This window comes from Paenibacillus sp. FSL P4-0184 (genome assembly GCF_038004625.1).
GTDB lineage: Bacteria > Bacillota > Bacilli > Paenibacillales > Paenibacillaceae > Paenibacillus_AQ.
This window is the reverse complement of record NZ_JBBORN010000002.1, coordinates 542,194-561,229: the sequence shown is the minus strand read 5'-3', so window position 1 is coordinate 561,229 and position 19,036 is coordinate 542,194. Positions and strand designations below refer to the sequence as shown.

17 protein-coding genes are annotated in these 19,036 nt (G+C 44.2%); 8 read left to right on the top strand and 9 right to left on the bottom strand.

Annotation, left to right across the window (positions count from 1 at the left end):
• Window positions 1-65 precede the first annotated feature (65 nt).
• Window positions 66-257, top strand: a complete 192-nt coding sequence (locus MKY52_RS24195) for a DUF6199 family natural product biosynthesis protein (protein WP_341054032.1) — start codon at window positions 66-68, stop codon at window positions 255-257.
• Between the two features lies 1 nt (window position 258).
• On the opposite strand, the gene MKY52_RS24190 is transcribed toward MKY52_RS24195, so the two are convergent.
• Both MKY52_RS24190 and MKY52_RS24185 read right to left on the bottom strand, forming a co-directional pair.
• Window positions 259-1,854 carry a helix-turn-helix domain-containing protein gene (locus MKY52_RS24190; RefSeq protein ID WP_341054030.1) on the bottom strand — a complete coding sequence of 532 codons (1,596 nt, stop codon included), beginning with the start codon at window positions 1,852-1,854 and terminating at the stop codon, window positions 259-261.
• Between the two features lie 115 nt (window positions 1,855-1,969).
• Window positions 1,970-2,989 carry an ABC transporter substrate-binding protein gene (locus MKY52_RS24185; protein ID WP_256989875.1) on the bottom strand — a complete coding sequence of 340 codons (1,020 nt, stop codon included), beginning with the start codon at window positions 2,987-2,989 and terminating at the stop codon, window positions 1,970-1,972.
• 232 nt (window positions 2,990-3,221) lie between these two features.
• On the opposite strand from MKY52_RS24185, the gene MKY52_RS24180 reads away from it, so the two are divergent.
• Window positions 3,222-4,277, top strand: a complete 1,056-nt coding sequence (locus MKY52_RS24180) for a LacI family DNA-binding transcriptional regulator (RefSeq protein WP_042187264.1) — start codon at window positions 3,222-3,224, stop codon at window positions 4,275-4,277.
• Window positions 4,278-4,460: 183 nt separating this feature from the next.
• On the top strand, window positions 4,461-6,896 hold the full coding sequence (locus MKY52_RS24175; protein WP_341054028.1) for a GH36-type glycosyl hydrolase domain-containing protein: 2,436 nt from the start codon (window positions 4,461-4,463) through the stop codon (window positions 6,894-6,896).
• Window positions 6,897-6,983: 87 nt separating this feature from the next.
• Here the strand turns inward: MKY52_RS24175 and MKY52_RS24170 are convergent, their stop codons facing one another.
• Window positions 6,984-7,292 carry a hypothetical protein gene (locus MKY52_RS24170; protein ID WP_341054025.1) on the bottom strand — a complete coding sequence of 103 codons (309 nt, stop codon included), beginning with the start codon at window positions 7,290-7,292 and terminating at the stop codon, window positions 6,984-6,986.
• Between the two features lie 626 nt (window positions 7,293-7,918).
• Here MKY52_RS24170 and MKY52_RS24165 point away from each other — a divergent pair.
• From MKY52_RS24165 to MKY52_RS24150, 4 genes are all read left to right on the top strand, one after another.
• Window positions 7,919-8,509, top strand: a complete 591-nt coding sequence (locus MKY52_RS24165) for a YitT family protein (protein ID WP_076283375.1) — start codon at window positions 7,919-7,921, stop codon at window positions 8,507-8,509.
• A 96-nt stretch (window positions 8,510-8,605) separates the two neighbouring features.
• Window positions 8,606-9,868: a DNA polymerase IV gene (locus MKY52_RS24160; RefSeq protein ID WP_341054024.1), complete on the top strand. Its 1,263-nt coding sequence runs from the start codon at window positions 8,606-8,608 to the stop codon at window positions 9,866-9,868.
• Window positions 9,869-9,995: 127 nt separating this feature from the next.
• Entirely contained in the window at window positions 9,996-10,760 is a 765-nt protein-coding gene (locus tag MKY52_RS24155; RefSeq protein ID WP_042187254.1) for a threonine/serine exporter family protein, read from the top strand.
• A 27-nt stretch (window positions 10,761-10,787) separates the two neighbouring features.
• The gene (locus MKY52_RS24150; RefSeq protein ID WP_341054022.1) at window positions 10,788-11,213 is read left to right on the top strand and encodes a threonine/serine exporter family protein; all 426 of its coding nucleotides are present in this window, start codon (window positions 10,788-10,790) and stop codon (window positions 11,211-11,213) included.
• Window positions 11,214-11,301: 88 nt separating this feature from the next.
• On the opposite strand, the gene MKY52_RS24145 is transcribed toward MKY52_RS24150, so the two are convergent.
• From MKY52_RS24145 to MKY52_RS24135, 3 genes are all read right to left on the bottom strand, one after another.
• Window positions 11,302-12,204, bottom strand: coding sequence for a DegV family protein (locus MKY52_RS24145; protein WP_341054021.1), 903 nt, complete (start codon window positions 12,202-12,204; stop codon window positions 11,302-11,304).
• A gap of 515 nt (window positions 12,205-12,719) precedes the next feature.
• On the bottom strand, window positions 12,720-13,181 hold the full coding sequence (locus tag MKY52_RS24140; protein WP_341054020.1) for a DIP1984 family protein: 462 nt from the start codon (window positions 13,179-13,181) through the stop codon (window positions 12,720-12,722).
• Window positions 13,182-13,328: 147 nt separating this feature from the next.
• Window positions 13,329-15,347: a Na+/H+ antiporter gene (locus MKY52_RS24135; protein ID WP_341054019.1), complete on the bottom strand. Its 2,019-nt coding sequence runs from the start codon at window positions 15,345-15,347 to the stop codon at window positions 13,329-13,331.
• A 250-nt stretch (window positions 15,348-15,597) separates the two neighbouring features.
• Between MKY52_RS24135 and MKY52_RS24130 the strand changes: the two genes are divergently transcribed.
• The gene (locus MKY52_RS24130) at window positions 15,598-16,353 is read left to right on the top strand and encodes an MBL fold metallo-hydrolase (protein WP_341054016.1); all 756 of its coding nucleotides are present in this window, start codon (window positions 15,598-15,600) and stop codon (window positions 16,351-16,353) included.
• A gap of 74 nt (window positions 16,354-16,427) precedes the next feature.
• Here MKY52_RS24130 and MKY52_RS24125 read toward each other — a convergent pair whose 3' ends face one another.
• From MKY52_RS24125 to MKY52_RS24115, 3 genes are all read right to left on the bottom strand, one after another.
• Window positions 16,428-17,063: an NAD(P)-dependent oxidoreductase gene (locus MKY52_RS24125; protein ID WP_042187246.1), complete on the bottom strand. Its 636-nt coding sequence runs from the start codon at window positions 17,061-17,063 to the stop codon at window positions 16,428-16,430.
• Between the two features lie 21 nt (window positions 17,064-17,084).
• On the bottom strand, window positions 17,085-17,978 hold the full coding sequence (locus tag MKY52_RS24120) for a beta-1,6-N-acetylglucosaminyltransferase (protein ID WP_341054014.1): 894 nt from the start codon (window positions 17,976-17,978) through the stop codon (window positions 17,085-17,087).
• Window positions 17,979-18,083: 105 nt separating this feature from the next.
• On the bottom strand, window positions 18,084-18,959 hold the full coding sequence (locus MKY52_RS24115) for a VOC family protein (RefSeq protein ID WP_076282982.1): 876 nt from the start codon (window positions 18,957-18,959) through the stop codon (window positions 18,084-18,086).
• Window positions 18,960-19,036: the final 77 nt, after the last annotated feature.

Sequence of the window (19,036 nt, the reverse complement as noted above, 5' to 3'; positions counted from 1 at the left end):
CACACATGAATCGGGACACCCTCCATACAGTTTCGCGTATACATTACATAAAGGAGTGATAAATCATGGGCTTTTTTATTTTCCTCTTTGTTCTGTTAGCGCTACTTAACATCTTTTTCCCACGATTCGGATGGTACATGAGATACGGATGGATGGTCAAAGGTGACGTTGAGCCGAGTGATGCTTATTTATTAATGACCCGCGTCAGCAGTATAGTGGCACTTATTGTCCTCTTTTTTATCTGGTCTAGTTTCTGACTTATCCTAACGCTCTTAATACATCCTCAATCTTACGCTGATGCGACAATACGCCGTAATTCATCCAGGCCATGAAATCCACCTCATATACGCAGCCGTTACGTACAGCAGGCAAGTTGCGCCAGAGTTGTGTATCCAGCAGTTCCCGTCCTCCCCCTTCAAGCTGATCAAAGGTAATAAACAAATGATCCGCAGTCAGATTGGCAAGCTCTTCTTTTGTCAGGTTCACCCGATTCTTTCCACGGGTCAACTTCCGAACCAAGCTATGGGGTTGCAAACCCAAATCATGATGAAGCACGCTTCCTGTATACCCCAAATGCTCACATCCATAGAGAGTGATTCCATAGACTGAGATTCTTAAACAAGCTATGGTCTGACTATGGACGGAACGGGTAAGCAGCTGCATGGCTTGCTGTGCCTGATGCTCATAATTGTCGATCACTTCCTGGACACGCTCCGTTCTGCCAAAGACTGCTGCTGCGGAATACAATGTGGCACGCCAATCCTCTTGATGAACAGGCAGCTTGAACAACGGAGCGATCCGGCTGCACTCCTCCAGATGCCAACGATGAAATCCATTATCCAGCAAGATCAATTCGGGCGTATACCGGGAGAGCTCCTGCCAATTACGAGTCGAAATATCTACCTCAGGCACATTATGGAGAGCCAAGTACTCTTGTTTCCCCCACTCGGCGTGAGAATATTGCGCCACAGGCATAATATCCAGAGCCAATAGATAATCTTCCAAAAAAGGAGCAAACACCCTCAATCCATCCTGATGGAAACTTCTGTATTGGCCTGGAGTAACACCCACCGATCTTTTAAAACGCCGATTAAAATAATACTCATTACTATATCCGACGGATACCGCGATATCATGCATACGGTCATTCGTCAGCAGTAGCTGCTGCTGCGCTCTTTCGATACGAAGCCCGTTCAAATGCTCCAAGGGAACCCTCCCTGTCACCTCTTTAAAAGTTTGTGTGTAACGCGCACGTGTAATACCTGCAACTTCAGCCAATTGATCGACGGTTACGGCTTGGTTATAATGCTCCTCCATATAGTGAATGGATCGCTGTATTGCCTCATGATCACCCGTGACCTGAACGAAAGAGGAATTTGCACGCATGATTAGCAGTAGCAGCTCCTGAAAGCGCGTATGGCCTGCGAACCATTCGATCTCATCTGTGCTTCTACGGCTATGGTAGATAGCCTCTAGCAGTAATTTACATTGTGAAAAGGGTCTACAGCTTAACAAACCAGATCGAAGGATGTCCTCTTTAGTCCTTCTTTCTATTTCACTCTGCCTGTTTCCCCCGGTTTCGATGATTTCAAAAGTAAGCCGATAAAAGCTAAGCCCCCGCTCCTCGGCATTGATTTTGCTTAATAACCCTGGTTCGAACAAGAACCCAGTACCTTTTTCCAGTGGAAACTGCCTTAACTCAGCCTCAACATACCCCTGTCCTTCCGATACAATGAGTAGCGTATGATCCTGAAACACCTCACTCTGTCCGCTTCCTGACAGAGATTGGGTTTCTATATTTATCAAGCTATAGAATAGCTTCCTTCTATTGCTGTCTTGCAAATCTTTTGCCATTCTCCCGCCCCCAATTGAGAACCATTTTCATTCACTTCAGTGTAAAACAAAAAAGAAGGTCTATCAAGGGTGCTGATAGACCTTCTTTTTGCTATTCCTTCAAGGCGGCTGTCATTTATTTCACCATAGCTTCCAGCAGGTCATCAAGCTTCATCGAATTGGCCGTGATGGCACCAGTCTGCCAGTGGGAACGTTCCATTCTATAAACATTCCCGTTCTTCACTGCGGGTAGGCTCTTCCACAGCGGCCCATCAAGAATTTGGATCGCTTCCTGATTCCCTTCAGTATCCCAGCCCCCGTTGTCAGGGAATACGATGATATGATCCGCTTCGAGCTGAGGAATAAGTTCTTCGGAAATAATAGATTGATATTCAGTCATTTCTGCAGCCATAGGCACGGGTGTCAGGCCAAATTGAGAATAAATCACACCGATAAAACGGTTTTTAACACCGAACAAAGCAAAGGTCTTATCCGCTACGTTGAGCCGGATCACTGCCACTTTTTCTTGCCCCAGAGCCTGTTGCAGTTTAGCTTTTCCATCTGCCACTTTCTGATCATACTCGGCGAGCACAGCCTCAGCCTTCTCCGGAATACCGAGAGCATCTGCAATCGCTGTAAGCACTTGTCTTGAGTCCTGCAGCGCCGCCTCAGGGAGACGATACGTTGGTGCTATCTTGGAATATTGTTCATACCTCGCCGCATCCGCGCCTCCGTCCGCAATAATCAAGTCAGGGTCTTTCTCCAACAACGCTTCCAAGCTTCCGGTGATATCAAATTCTGGCACATCGAGATTTAAGTAATCCTGTTTGCCCCAGCTTGGATGATACCACTGAACCACCGGGGTAATCCCCAATGCCTTCAAATAATCTTCAAGGTAAATCCCGGCCACCCGTTTAGGGTTGACTGGAATCTCAACATCTCCGAATTCCCCTGTAATCGTCCGAGTTGCAACCTCTTCCGAAGCATTTCCACTTCCTTCGCTCGGTGTGCTGCTAGCTGAGGTTGATTCCTCTGCATTCTCTGTTTTAGCAACATTATCTTTCGTAGTATTGCTATTCGTTCCGCATGCCGCCAGCGCGGTCAATGCCATAATAAGTACTGCTGACCATAAAAACTTCCGACCCCATCTTACCATTATCCCTTCACTCCAATGCTATATTTTCATTGATTATCATTCTCAATAATCATTATCACAATAGTAGCATGACTTTTATAGCTTTCAATGCACTTTCTCTGCAAAAATCTTATACAAACTATTAACTAGTTTCTTCCCTTCTTCACAAATTTCTTTTTATTTACGATTGATTTATACAATGCTTTCGCTTACAATAAACTCATAAACGCGCGTTTATGAAAAGAGGGGAAACATGCGCAGCGAAGATATAGCTAAGTTGGCCGGGGTTTCCCGAAGTACGGTATCCCGCGTGATCAACAATTATTCCAACGTCCCTGAAGAGACCCGGGCCAAAGTGCTGCGGGTGATTGAGCAACATCAGTACGAACCGAACAGCTTTGCAAGGGCTTTAGCCGGTAAGAAGACCGATACGATCGGACTCTTCGCCATCAGTATGAACGAGAAGGAGAATACTACCCGAATTTATCAGAACAATTACTTTGCTCCATTCGTTGATGCCGTAGTCGACACCTCGAATGCCCGCGGATGTTATGTACTGATTCATACGGTTTACTCTCCCGACGATTTCATCAAGGTAAAGCAAGCTTTTCTTCAAAAACGGATTGACGGCGGTATCATTGTCGGCACTCAGAAGGATATTAATATCGTCCGAGAAATGGTAGGGCTCGACTCTCCTCTCGTATTAATTGATTATGATATTTCTGAGATTATGTCAGAACATCTTGACCGCAATCATCTGGCCATTGTGAACTCCAAAGATTACGAGGGCACCACAGAAGCGATTGAATATTTGATCTCTCTGGGTCATCAAGAGATTGGCATCATCTGTGGGCAAATGAATACGTACTCTGGACGAGAGCGTTATACGGCTTATGAAGATACGCTGAAGAAACATGGCCTGCCTGTAAATGAGAGATTTATTCTGAAAGGTGATTTTCTGAAAGAGACTGCTTACGAAGAGGTTAAGAAGCTTCTTGCTTCTGGAGAACCTTTGCCAACGGCCTTCTTCTCCTCCAACGATGATATGGCTATATCAGCGATGGAAGCGTTCTCCGAACACGGAATCATTGTCCCTGAAGATCTCTCCATGGTCGGATTTGATGACATTCAGCTAGCATCCCGTATTCAGCCTAAGCTGACCTCTGTACGCTTGCCGATCTATGAAATGTCTAAGGCTGCAGTGGAAAAAGTAATCGAGCTGTGTGATTCACAGCAGCCGACGTTTAGCACGATCAGCTTTCCAGCTCGTTTAGTGGAGAGAGATTCCTGTCAACCGCCGAAGAAATAGCTTAAGATCAATCCTTCGCTGAAGAAATCTACATATTTTTCCGTGAAGCTGCTATTTGATTCGGTATCGAAACTACTGCTTTAATTGTCCTGCTTAAAAGCATTGAAAAAACTCCCTTCCCTCGAGGGAATTTTTTCTGAAACTTATAAACGCGCGTTCACAATCGAAAGGAGACTTTCTCACATGAAATTCGGAACCTTTGACGACACTCGTAAAGAGTATGTAATTAACACCCCAAAAACCCCTTACCCTTGGATTAACTATCTTGGTAATGAGCAATTTTTCGGACTTATTTCTAATACAGCTGGTGGTTACACCTTCTATAGAGACGCTCGTCTCAGAAGATTGACCCGTTACCGTTATAACAATATCCCACTGGATACTGGCGGCCGTTACTACTATCTTTATGACGATGGTGATTTCTGGACCCCAGGCTGGATGCCAGTAAAACGTGATCTCGACTTCTACGAATGCCGTCACGGTCTTGGCTACACTTCCATTACTGGCGAACGGAACGGAATTTCTGTGAACCAGCTTGCTTTTGTCCCTATGGGTCATAATGCAGAAGTACATCGTCTTGTAGTGAAGAACACAGGCTCCGCTAAAAAATCCGTGAAACTGTTCTCTTTTGCAGAGTTCTGTCTCTGGAATGCACAAGATGATATGACTAACTTCCAACGCAATCTCAGCACCGGTGAGGTTGAAGTGAAGGATTCCGTTATCTATCACAAAACTGAATATCGTGAGCGCAGAAATCACTATGCTTTCTACTCCGTAAATAAAGAAATCGCTGGTTTCGATACTGATCGTGAAGCTTTCGTAGGGATGTACAACGGTCTGGAAAGCCCACAAGCTGTAGTTGCAGGCGAACCTACTAACTCCGTAGCTAGCGGCTGGTCCCCTATCGGATCACACGCACTGAACATTACGCTTGAACCAGGTGAAGAACAAAGCTTCATCTTTGTACTCGGCTACATCGAGAACCCTGAAGAAGATAAATGGGAATCCCTGAATGTAATCAACAAAAAACCAGCAGAAGCTATGATCGCACAATTTGCTACAGATGCTCAAGTAGATGCTGCACTCGCTGCACTTGCTGCTCACTGGGATAACCTGCTGTCTAAATATCAAATCCAAAGCGGCGACGAGAAACTGGATCGGATGGTTAACATCTGGAATCCATATCAATGTATGGTTACCTTCAACATGTCCCGTTCTGCTTCCTACTTTGAATCAGGTATTGGCCGTGGTATGGGCTTCCGTGATTCTAACCAAGACTTGCTCGGATTTGTTCATCAAATTCCTGAACGTGCTAAAGAACGTATTCTCGATATTGCGGCTACACAATTTGAAGATGGCAGTGCCTATCACCAATACCAACCTCTCACTAAAAAAGGTAACAACGAAGTCGGCACCGGCTTTAACGATGATCCGCTTTGGTTGATCCTTGGAACGGCTGCTTACATTAAAGAAACTGGCGATACCTCGATTCTTGATGAGCAGGTTCCTTTTGACAGTGATCCGAATAACACCGCTACGCTGTTTGAGCACTTGAAACGTTCCTTCGAGCATGTGACTAACAATCTCGGACCTCACGGCTTGCCGCTGATCGGGCGCGCAGACTGGAATGACTGCTTGAACCTCAACTGCTTCTCTACTGAGCCGGGTGAATCTTTCCAAACTACTGCCAACATCGAAGGTCGAGTTGCAGAATCTGTATTTATCGCGGGTCTGTTCGTCTTCGTTGGACCGGACTATGCTGAAATCTGCCGGATGCGCGGACTTAACGATGTAGCTGTGGATGCTGAAGCTAAGATTGACAACATGAAAGAAATCACATTGACGCACGGCTTCGATGGCGATTGGTTCCTGCGTGCTTATGATCACTATGGCGACAAGATCGGTTCCAAAGAAAATGAAGAAGGTAAAATCTTCATCGAACCACAAGGGATCTGCGTAATGGCCGGTATCGGTGTGGAAAATGGTCAAGCTGAAAAAGCTCTATCATCCGTACAAGAGCATTTGGATACTAAATACGGTATCGTATTGCAACAGCCACCGTATTCCAAGTACTATCTGAACCTGGGTGAAATTTCTACGTACCCTCCGGGCTACAAAGAAAATGCCGGTATTTTCTGCCATAATAACCCTTGGATCATGATCGCTGAAACTGTACTTGGACATGGCGACAGAGCGTTTGAAATTTACGCAAAAATTGCTCCTGCTTACCTGGAGGATATCAGTGAAATTCACCGCACAGAGCCTTATGTCTACTCCCAAATGATCGCAGGTAAAGATGCCGTTCGTCACGGGGAAGCTAAAAACTCCTGGTTGACCGGTACTGCTGCTTGGAACTATGTAGCCATCACTCAATCGATCCTTGGCATCCAAGCGGATTTCAATGGTCTGAAGATCGATCCTTGTATTCCTACTGAATGGGATAGCTTTGAAATCACACGTGTCTTCCGTGGAGATACTTATGTGATTCAAATCAAGAACCCGAACCATGTATCCAAAGGTGTAGTTAGTCTTACCCTGGATGGCACAGCTGTAGAAGGTAACATCATTGCTCCAGTTGGAGACGGTGCTGTACACCAAGTAGTTGTAGAACTGGGTTAAAAAAATCCGCTCAACCGTTCATTTGAACGATTGGGCGGATCTATAATTAACGCTGGATGACTCCTGAACTCTTCAGGGGTCTTTTTTTTACCCTTCCACAACATCTGCTCTTAAATCACTCGCAACCTCAAGCATTCTCGGGATCACAGCTTCATTATTTCCAGAAACGTAAATATCCCCCTGATAATGCCTAAATGGGATTGTAGTATCACCAAAGCCCCACATAAAGAAATCTCCCTCAATGGACATCGTAGTGGCGCCTGCTACTGTATAAACTGATGTATAGGTGAAATCAGGTTTGGATGCGAAATACTGCTTGCACTCTTCTAAAGATATGGTTTGTGTTGAACCTCCATCATTTTGCATAGCTCGTGTAATTCGATAACGTTTGCTCATTGTGATGCCTCCAATATTTTCTGTAAAATAATCAGCTACCTTGTCCCGATCAAATATAGCATACAATAAAGCGTAAATCCCAGCTATCCTAAACCTTAAATTTGTTTCTGCGCTAACAGCATAGAGGTTCTCACGTAAGGAGATATTGCCCACGAATAAGGGAACTTCAATTGCCCAAACACTCGATATGGCGAAAAAACCTGCAAAAGTACATTTTTCTAAGATGAAAGGATCGCTACAGCACTGATTCCTGCAAATCTGCAGTAATTTTCGTTTCAAAAGTAGCTTTGAGCCCTTAAGCATGGAAAATACTGTACTTTTGCAGGTTTTCTGTGGTTTGGTGAACGGCGTGGATGGAATGGTTGAGTGAGTATTAAAGGTGTGAGAATTAAGGCATGAGAACCAGAGCGTAAGAATCGATAGAAATGGCAGGTCTAGGTCTCCTGAGTCCGTATGATGTCTGTCTCGCTAGTTAATTGGATTCTTTTGAGTGGTAGGAACCCCCTATCCCTCACACACTATGTAATATAAGACTTTTTAACCCTGATTCATAATCAGTTTTTTTTGTTCAACTGCAATTTTTTGGAAGTGACAAGCATATTTATAGACATGCCTTTAATGTGGAGATGTTAAATATGCGGCCATTAAGATACCTTATCATTCTTTTAGGAAGCTTACTCGTTGCTGCGGGAACTAATTTTTTTCTCGTACCATATAAAATCCTGGATGGGGGAATAATAGGGATAGCCCTCATTATTAATTATTTATCCGACGCTAAAATTGGCGTAGCTATAATTCTCTGCAGCTTTCCTATCTTTCTGCTCGCTTGGTTAAAGGAACGCGATATCTTTTACAACAGTGTACTCGGCCTATTGATCTCATCATTTCTGATCGAGCTTCTCGGTCCTTTCCAATATCACTTTCTATATTATTTTGAGTTTGGTTCCATTTCTAGCGCCATTATTGGCGGTTTTTTGATGGGAACGGGACTTGGAATTATGCTGCGGTTTAAAGCAAGTACGGGGGGCACCGATCTGCTCGCTCAATTTATAAAAAGGTATGTCCCGCTGAACCTTGGATTCATCATTTTTTTGACCGACTTTATGATTATCGGCGCGGGGGGACTCCTGATTTCCAAGGAAACCTTCTTCCACTCCATCCTCACAATTATCTCTGGGGGCGTGGCTACGGGTCTATGCACACTTGAGACGAAATAAATGGAAATAAATACGAATACACACGATCGTATGTTCGTATTATAATAAGGAGAAAAAATATAAGGTATCTCTACCTCACCTGGAGCGTGTGAACCTATGAATAAAGAGCGTGTCATTATGCTATCTGATTGCCAAAGCTTCTATGCCTCCGTGGAAAAAGCCTCTAATCCGCAGTACAGCAATAAGCCGCTGATCGTTGCTGGAGACCCAGCTAGACGGAGCGGTATTGTGCTGGCTGCCTGCCCTATAGCCAAATCCTATGGCATTACTACCGCTGAGACGTTGAAGGAAGCGCTGGCAAAATGCCCCGAAGTCATCGTGGTCAGACCACATATGCAGCAATATATCGATGTCTCCTCTCAAATCACAGATATTCTACGTAAGTTTAGCGACCAGGTAGAGCCCTATTCTATCGATGAACAGTTTATTGATGTCAGCGGTAGCCTCAGCTTATTTGGCAGTCCAAGGGAGATCGCTACCGCCATTCAGGATCTAATTCGTAGAAACACAGGTGTGCGTGCGCGCATCGGCATAGGATATTCCAAGGTTACCGCCAAAATGGCTTGCGACCTGTGGGCCAAGAAGAACGCGGATGGTATATTCACCCTCGCTCACGAGGAGCTTCCGAATGTGCTCTGGCCTCTCCCCATTAGCGAGCTGTTCATGGTAGGTCGCCGCATGTCCGCCCATTTCCAAAGTATGGGTATTACGACGATTGGTCATTTGGCACAGATGCCGCTAAGCGAGCTAAAATGGCGCATGCGGGAGAAATTTCACAAAAAATGTGATATCGACGCCGAGCTATATTGGCGGATAGCCAATGGCATCGATGACAGCCCTGTGAGCCCAAGCACCTATGAAGTCGCACCCAAGAGTGTCGGGCACCAAATGACGCTGCCCCGGGATTACTATAAGCTGCAAGATATTAAGACCATCATTCTTGAGCTATCTGAGCTTGTATGTAGACGTTGCCGCAAATTGAAAGTGAATGGTGCAGTCGTGTCTATCGGCTGCCAAGGTGCCAGCTTTGATGACCCCACAGGCTTCTCAAGACAGACTACAATGAGCGATCCTACGAATGCCACCCTGCTGGTATATGAGGCAGCTCTCTCTCTCTTCAAGCTCCACTGGGACGGTCAGCCTGTGCGTAGAGTCCACTTAAACCTGTCCAATCTATCTGACGAAAGCCAGTACCAGCTAACCCTATTTGAGTCTCGCCCTCGCTATCGTGAACTCGAACGTGCGACCGATGCCCTCAAGAATAAATATGGGGAGACGATCATTGGGCGAGCAGCTTCTTTTACAGATGCCGGGCAGCTTAAGGACAGATCTGGAAAGATCGGCGGACACTATAAATAAAAACTATATTAAAATACACACCATATCGTTTATAATGCTATATTGGGATTGTTATTTTCACGTAGATGAAGCGACAATCGAAATATGTAAACATAGATAATCACATTCCAGAGGAGGACCGGAGAAGTTGGATAGCACGAGCAACACTAACACTACGTATTATGAAATCGTTGATCTCTGTCTTCTTGCTGGCAAGATCATGCTGCAGAATGGTGCAGAAACATCCAGAGTTGAAGATACGATGACACGAATGGCAGGATCCCTCGGGTTCCCAGGAGCACATAGCTATGTGACGCCAACCGTTATTATGTTCACCACAAATAGAATAGAACCTGTTAAGTTATACAGAATTGCGGAGCGAACAACAGATCTGCAGAAGGTATCGGAGGTCAATGACATTTCTCGGCGTTTAAGCGAACGTCAGATTACAGCTGAGGAAGCTCGTGCAAAATTAGGAGAAGTCGATGAAGCCTCACCTGTCTATCCCGTATGGCTGCAGATCTTAGCAGCCGCCCTTACTGGTGCTTGCTTCACCGTTATGTTTAAAGGCAGTTTGTGGGATGCTCTCCCCGCCTTGCCGATTTCCGGACTAGGCTTCGCTGCGGTCATCTATCTGCATCGTTTAGTGCAGACTAAATTCTTTGCAGAGTTTTCTGCTTCCTTCCTGATCGGACTTCTAGCCTTCTGTTCTGTAAAGCTGGGGATAGGTCAAGAGATGGACAAAATCATTATCGGCTCCGTTATGCCTCTAGTACCCGGACTACTCATTACTAATGCCGTTCGTGATCTGATGGCCGGTCATCTGGTCTCAGGCATATCCAAGGGAGCCGATGCCTTTCTAACTGCATTTGCGATCGGTACAGGTATCGGGCTTGTACTATCACTATTTTAATATCCATGTGAAAGAGGTTAGCCCTTCATGATTTTGCAACTTATAACCAGTTTTATCGCCGCGGCAACCTTCTGTATTCTATTTAATGCGCCTAAGCGCTCACTACTACAGTGTGGTTTTGCCGGAATGGTGGGCTGGATGGTGTATGTGCTTCTTAATGTAGAGTTCGGGCCTGTTGTAGCTACGTTTGCAGCTAGTGTAATAGTGGGCATCGTCAGCCAATTTTTTGCGCGATCCTTCAAAATGCCGGTTATTATTTTTAGTGTAGGTGGTATTATCCCGCTTGTTCCGGGTGGTCTCGCTTACGATGCTATGCGTAAATTTGTGGAAGAGGACTATACTCTGGCCGTAGAAATCGCTGTACGGGCATTAATGCTCTCTGGAGCCATTGCAGCTGGACTCGTGCTAAGTGATGTAATGGGACAAATGTTCCGTCGTCGTGCAATCAAATAACAGCATCCTACTTCAAAAAAAGAAATCGCCCGTTGGTACAATGGTGGTCACCCATCCATCTCCCAAGGGGCGATTTCTTTGTTCATCTCTATGCAAATAACACTTCAGGGAAGGCTAAAGGCGCAGCACCCGGATGAATACTATTGATGCTAGTGTTCTTGATCCAGGACAGCCCTACAGTACCCTCACCCGCATGAACAGCCACAGCAGGAATATAGGTCATAATCTCAGTTCGTAAGTCAGGCGCCATTGCTTTTATGTCCTCTTCTAGCTTGAGTGCCATCTCTAAATTATTTGAATGCATGATACATACATCACTAACAAGCCCTACATCCTGTTTAAATATCTCCAAAAGCGCCTGTTGCGTTTTCTTCATTGTACGGATTTTCTCCACAACAACGACCTTCCCTTCGTCAAAACGAAGCAGCAAGTTTATACGCAGCAATTGGCTAAGTACAAATTGTGATCCAGAAACACGTCCACTGCGATGAAGCTGTGTCAAGCTTGCAGGAATTAAGTAAAAGGACATATTCTGAATAATATTTTCAATCTTCGCTTTAATTTCTAGTCCAGAAAGACCCTTCTTCTGCCAATGTATACCGCGCATGATCATTTCTCGGATAGGATAAGCGCCAACCTTGGCATCAATTCCAATTACATTGGCCTCCGCTATTTCGGCGCCTTGCATCGAAGCATTGTAAGTGCCACTGAGCTCTGAAGAAAGATGTACAGCAATAATTTCATCGTATTCTTCTTTCAACCGTTCGTATAGCTCAATAAACTCACCGATTGGAGGCTGCGAGCTACCTACCTTTTCATGCTGGCGCATTTTCTCATAGAAGTCATCGATCGTAATATCTATATTCTCTTTATAACATTCGTTGTTGATAATAATCCTTAACGGAATAATATATACATGATTATTCTTAGCGAACTCCGGATCTATGATACTTGTACTGTCGGTTACCCAGGCAATTGATTTCATGGTCATTTGTCACTTCTCTCTCTCATAAAAAGGAATAGTAGAATGAATGAGGAGACAAGGGCCAAGAATTCCAAACCAGTGAATCACACGCTCACCCTGAATAATCAACTTAAGAATTGAACAGCGGTTAAGTAATCTGCGTATTCGTAAATTATACAGGATAATAAGCGTTAATATAGGCAAAACAGGCCGTTCATGCAAATTTCAATCTATTTAATTCAACATTATTCGACATTTTTTCACATTATATATGACGAATATACCTATCCTAATAGAGCCACTTCATGTTATGAAAAAGCTAAACCACAGCAAAAATATCCCCGTCCCCGCCCTCACTGTTCTTCCATAAATCAACGCTTGGTAGTTACATTAATAGGTACACTATACATTTGTAACAGTACGGGGCTAAATAATAATTTGGTCAGATATGGCCCGGCATCCGTCAATTTTCCAACTTTCCCTGTTGGCGGGTTGCGTTCACCTTTATGAAGATCAGTTACCTGCTGCTGTGGTAAATCTTACTATGGTGTAATTAAGGATACCGTCCAGTTCTTCTCCTGAATCTTAAAATCCAACTCACGGTAAGACTTGGACAACTCATCCATCTGCTTCTGAATCTGAGCGACATCTACCGTTCTTTGAAAACGAACCTCCGAGCGACTGTAACGATCCTGCGTAATGGAAGCCTGTTCAAGCAAATCGCTAAACAGCTTGCGTAGCTGTAGCATTTTATCCCGTTCCGCTAGTGCATCAGCGATACTCCAATTCTCATTGAAGGCTACGGATGAATTCGTTCGATTGATCGCTCGGATCAAAATCGTCTGTTCATTCACAGCTCTTTCTAACTCCTGCAAAAGAGCTTCAGGTTGTTCAGCCGGCTCCTCACCCTCTTGAACTTTAACGACTCGCTCCAGCCGCTGCTTTAGCTGCGCGATTTTACGGGTTAGATCACTTCGGTTCACTAACGCTTCCGCAAGTTTCATATCTGGATTCCCCCTAAAATTTTCTGATAGCTGGCGAATAAAGCCCAATGCATGCTGTCCTGTTCTTTTACTCACATAAGCTGGTTTCAAATATTGCATCCGAGCTTAATAGCTCCGTGTGAAAAGATACCGTGGTGTTCAGCACAGCTAATCCTCCCAAATCGATGTCTCTAAATGATCTACGAACTTGCGTAATTTACCGGCTAGCTTGCGGTTAATGGTTCCATCCTGATACATTTGCTGCACCTTATCCCGCTGCTCTTGAATGGCTTTCAGCTTCATTTCAAGCTTTTGATCATCAACAAGACCATCCTTTGTCCAGCCTTTCCCTTGCTCCAGACGAGAAATTAACTGCTCATAACTGCATGCAACCTTCTCGGCTGCACTTCGGTTGTTCTCATTCTTACTGACATTAATAGCAGCTATAGCAGCACGGGCCATTGCAATTTTTGCTTCTCTAGCACACTCAGCCTGTTGCAGCATTTGTTGGCTAGCTTCCCCTTCATTCTGTCCTGAGAACATTCCCGCAAACAGCCGTCTAATCTCGGTAATCGATATTCTGATTTGTGAATTTAGACTTCTGGCTAGAAAGACCTCACTATGATCCAAGAATTCTCCCAGCTTCTGAGCCACTGATGCGGGAATCTCATTGTTCTCTAGCAATCGGTTCAGTTCTTTACGTTCAGCTTGCAGACCCACAATCCTCGCTTCAACACCCAGTCGGCGGAAGTTCTCGAGTGCTGGATCATTCGATTGGTCCTCACGGTTTAGACTATAAACCTTTTCTCTAAATTCACTCAAAGCCGGTTGTGCGGATTCCTTACTTTCTTCTGTCATCATACTTTGCAGCATGGTTAAACCGGCAGCAATAACTTTAGACTTGGCGGCCTGCTCGGCTCCTGTCTCACCTGATTCGGCAACTGGCTCTTCTTTACCTGCTAGAATTGGCAAAAAGATACTAGCGATCAGCAGCGACATTAGAATAACACCTGCGGCGATAAAGATGATTAAATCACGCTCAGGAAATGGTGATCCATCCCCAAGAAAAAAGGGAATCGAGAACGCACCGGCTAAGGTAACCGCTCCACGCACTCCTGAAATCGTGAGGATTAATAGTGACTTAACAGATGATTTCTCCATTTTTCGCAGACGAGATCCTACTAAAGAGAACACATACACCCATACAAACCGTAGTACAAACAGCAGCATAGTAATGGCTAATACATAACCTACAACTATAAGATTATCCACGGCCGTATCACGGTAGATCACTTCAATAACGTCTGGAATAGATAAGCCAAGAATAACGAAGACTAGGCCATTCAATATATAGAGCAGAACAGACCATGTACTAGCGGATACCAGTTGTAGCTTATACTGCGGAGATACGGCACGGTCCTTCTCAACCGCATGAATAATCCCCCCTGCAACCACTGCCAAAATGCCAGATACACCTATCTCTTCACTGATCAAATAAATAATAAAAGGAGTTAGGATTTGCAGCAGCACATGCACTGTGATATCCTCCATCCCCAGTCTGCGAATAATTACGCTTAGCCGAATCAGAAGAAAAGCCAATAATGCCCCAACGATCAACCCGCCTGCAGCTATAACTACAAAGCTAATGGAGGCTTTCGGTAAAGAAAACATACCCGTAACTGCTGCAGCAATGGCAAAGTTAAAGGCAACAAGCCCGGAAGCATCATTCATTAATGATTCGCCCTCTAGAATGCGGTGAATACTCTTAGGAAGATGCACTCTTCCAGCGATTGCGCTGACCGCGACCGCATCTGTAGGTGACAAGATCGCTGCCAGAGCAAATGCAGCTGCTAGCGGGATCGTTGGAATCATCCAGTTTATCGAATATCCAGCAATAAGCACCGTAGCAAAAACCAATCCCAGCGCTAGCATTAATATCGGACCCCGTAAGTTCCATAATTCATTTCTTGGCGTCCGTTTCCCATCATTGAACAAAAGCGGTGCAATAAACAATACGAAAAACAGCTCTGGTTCCAATGTCATATGTATTCCCAAAGGCATTAACACAACCATTACACCCAGACCAATTTGAATTAACGGTATTGGCACAAAGGGAATAAATCGGTTTATGATGTTGGAAGTTGCGATAAGGCCCAGTAGAACGAGTACAACTAGAAAAGTCTCCAAACCACATCAACTCCCTTTTTTATTTGGTTATTATATCGTAAAGCTTCGGGCAAGTGAAAAATATAGAAATAGAAGTTCTCATCAATAATGTCCCCTAGAAATTACACAAAAAATACATCAGATATATATTGACAAAAATATTTATTTATGTTATAATAATAAATTACTCTGTTGAAATCACATTTTATTTTAGGTATTATATGCATTAGCCTAACGGCATCGCTCTTATCATTAATCATGGAGGGATCTTATGCATATTGCTAGTGGAATAGAAATGTTAGAGATTACAGCACAGGTTATGGGCGGGAGTGACACGATTTACCCCACGCTGCTCTGGGATCAAAATTCTGCTGTACTCGTAGACACTGGATTTCCGGGCCTGCTCCCAAAATTCAAAGAAGCTCTAAAAGAAACCCACTTGCCTTGGGAACAACTGCGCACCGTAATCATCACACATCAAGATCTAGATCACATCGGGAGCTTACCTGATTTACTGTCAGAAGAATGTCTAGAACTGACAGTTCTGGCTCACCAAATCGAGCAGCCTTATATTGAAGGAGAGCGAATGCTCCTTAAACACACCCCTGAAGCTTTAGCTGCGGTAGAAGCCATGATCCCCCCTCATGTACCAGAGGAATGGCGCCGCGCTTTCCTATCCGTGTTATCTCATCCCCCTAAAGGAAGAGTAGATCGAACCGTAGTGGATGGGGAAATACTGCCTCTTGCCGGTGGAATTACGATTATCCATACACCAGGACATAGCCCTGGACATCTGAGTCTATACCATCACGATAGCCGTACGCTAATTGCCGCGGATGCTCTTACCGTTCAAGGCGGTGAACTGCACGGCCCCACTCCTTCGGCAACGCCTGACATGAAGCAAGCTTTAATCTCTCTGACAAAGTTCGCCGAGTATGAGATTGAAACGGTCATTTGCTATCATGGCGGAATTTATCGCGGACACGCAAACAAACGGATTGCTGAAATTGCGGAAGCAAGAGAATAGACTGATGCAAGAAAGCAGAGCCCTTATCTGGCTCTGCTTTCTTTTTATATATAGTCCTTACTCGTTATACTCACTTATGATTCCGAAACAACTGTAAACCGTTCACGAATATGCTGCGGCTGTTCAATTTCATCTACAATAGCAATCGCATAATCTTCATAGCTGACATAGCTCTCACCTTTGGAATTCACAAGCAGATGATCTTTGCCTTTCACATAAGAACCCGTTCTTGTCCCAATTGCAAAATTAGCGGATGGACTAACGAAGGTCCAAGACAGCGAGTCTGTACCTTGCAGGATCTCCAGGTTCTTCCCTTGATTCGTAGCCGTTGGCTTGATAAAGTCAGGGAAATCAGGGGTATCTACCACTTTAAGCGTCTTAGCTTCATCTACATATAAACTTCCCGCACCTCCAACTACAATCAATCTTGTATTAGGGGCATCCTTTAATGCTTCAATAAGCACATTTCCGGCATCCACATGCAGATGCTCTTGTCCAAATGGTGCTCCAAAAGCATTCACAACAACATCAAAACCCTTCAAATCTTCAGCGGTAAGTGCAAATACATCCTTTTCGATGACCTTTGCCTTACGATTTGCAACTTTCGATGCATCCCGTACAATGGCTGTAACTTCATGGCCTCTATCTAGCGCTTCCTGAGTGATTCGGCTTCCGGCTTTTCCACTTGCTCCTACAACTGCGATTTTCATATTATTTCCTCCTGTATATGTTTACGATGTTTTTACTTTAGTATTTATATCAAGGAGATCCTGAACGATGCTTCTGTCGATATCGAGATCAAACTTTCTCCCCCAAAAGCATTCTGTACCCGTACGAGTGATCCGGTCATAATCTTCTATCGTTAGTGTTCTTGGATAATCCGGTCCTGTTCCCCAGTCTGTATACCTCTTAATTTCACTCCGTACATTGTTCTTAAACCCACTATTCAAAATAATCGTATGGAAGAAGATTTCATCTCCACATAATGTCTTCTTAAAAAATCTAACATACTCTGGAGACGTAGAAGTAAACTCCATGATGTATTCCATACATTCACCTGTAATAGACATCCAGTTAGAGCCTTTATACAGCGATTTTGGCAGAACACCCAACCTTCTTTGCAAGAATGGAACGTTCATTACTGCTTTAATATACCTCATCCTAATGGCAGCCATACGCCTGGTTCTTGAGATCAGGAATCTAGGATAATAAACCGACACCCTCTCATAACATCCCCACGTTTCAGAAGTATTCGGTAATTGCTGATACTTTACAAATTCGTCCCCCTGATTCTTCTTAAAGAAATCAAGAATAACTTCGTTGGAAGCTAAGGGCAGATCCTGACCACTTATGATGTGGATATAATTGAATTTCCCATGTTTTTTGATCAGCGCAAAACACTTCAAAACACATTCAATCTGACTGTAATGTCCCCACCGTACATCAATAGGCTCTTTGACAAAATGAATATCGTTACGGTGAGTAATATCAGCTTCAATACCACTCTTCTGATCGACATGTAGGAAAAACTCTACGGAGTCATTAGTTAAACTATCGATTAGCATATTGATCTGCTCAGGATTTTTGTGACAAAGGATCACATACGCCATTTTGAATGATTCCAACAACCTTCACCCTTCCGCCCATCTTTTTCCAAATATTATAAAATAAATGGACAAAAATGGATAGTTCATTCTATCCAGAAAAAGGTGAATTCTGTTGGTGATTAGTTATTTCGTATGACTTTTCACTATAAGTCTGATTCCAATGTTCCATGGATCTTTGAATGTAGGGGCTCCATTCTCTTCAACAACGGTGTAACCCGCCTGCTTAACACGCTCCACTACAGACGTACGCTCCTCTTCATTCGGAAGAAGTAAGGTGAAATAATCAATTCCTACTGCATCAGCAGGTGCCACAGGTGCGCCTTGCCCTGCCCATATATTCAATCCAATGTGGTGATGATACCCACCTGCTGAGATAAACATTGCCGCACTGCCATAATTAGCTACTAGATCAAAACCAAGCAAACCAACGTAGAACTCCTTCGCCTTAGTTAAATTACCAACATGAAAGTGTACATGTCCGATCACCGTTCCAGCTGGCAGCCCGTTCCATTGTAAACCTTCAGAAGCCGCCAACAAACCATCTACATCCACTGGGTCCGTTGTCATCATTACATGCCCTTCCGCATCATACTTCCATGTATCCCTAGGACGATCTCTATAAATTTCGATTCCGTTGTTATCCGGGTCCTGAATATACAGTGCTTCACTCACCAAATGATCTCCCTGACCCACTTCAATTCCCGACGCGATCAAATTGCGTACAACGAGTCCCAAGCTAGGACGATCCGGAACAAGGATAGCAAAATGATACAATCCAGCCACTGAGTTCGGACGTAGAACCTTTGCATTCTCAATCTCCCGCAGAATCAATAACACATTTTGACCGTCAGCAGTCATTTCCACCTCACGGCCAGATTGTCGCAAGACACTTAACCCCACCACGTTCTGATAAAAGGTTAGCGAACGCTCTAAATTACTTACTCTAATTTGTACCAGACCAATCTCTACGTCCGGATGAAGTGTTGTTTTAGTTGTCATTATGTTTCCTCCCACTATTCCTGTAACTTGATCAGTTACAAATTAACTATCTTTAGTATAGTTACCTTCTATATGTT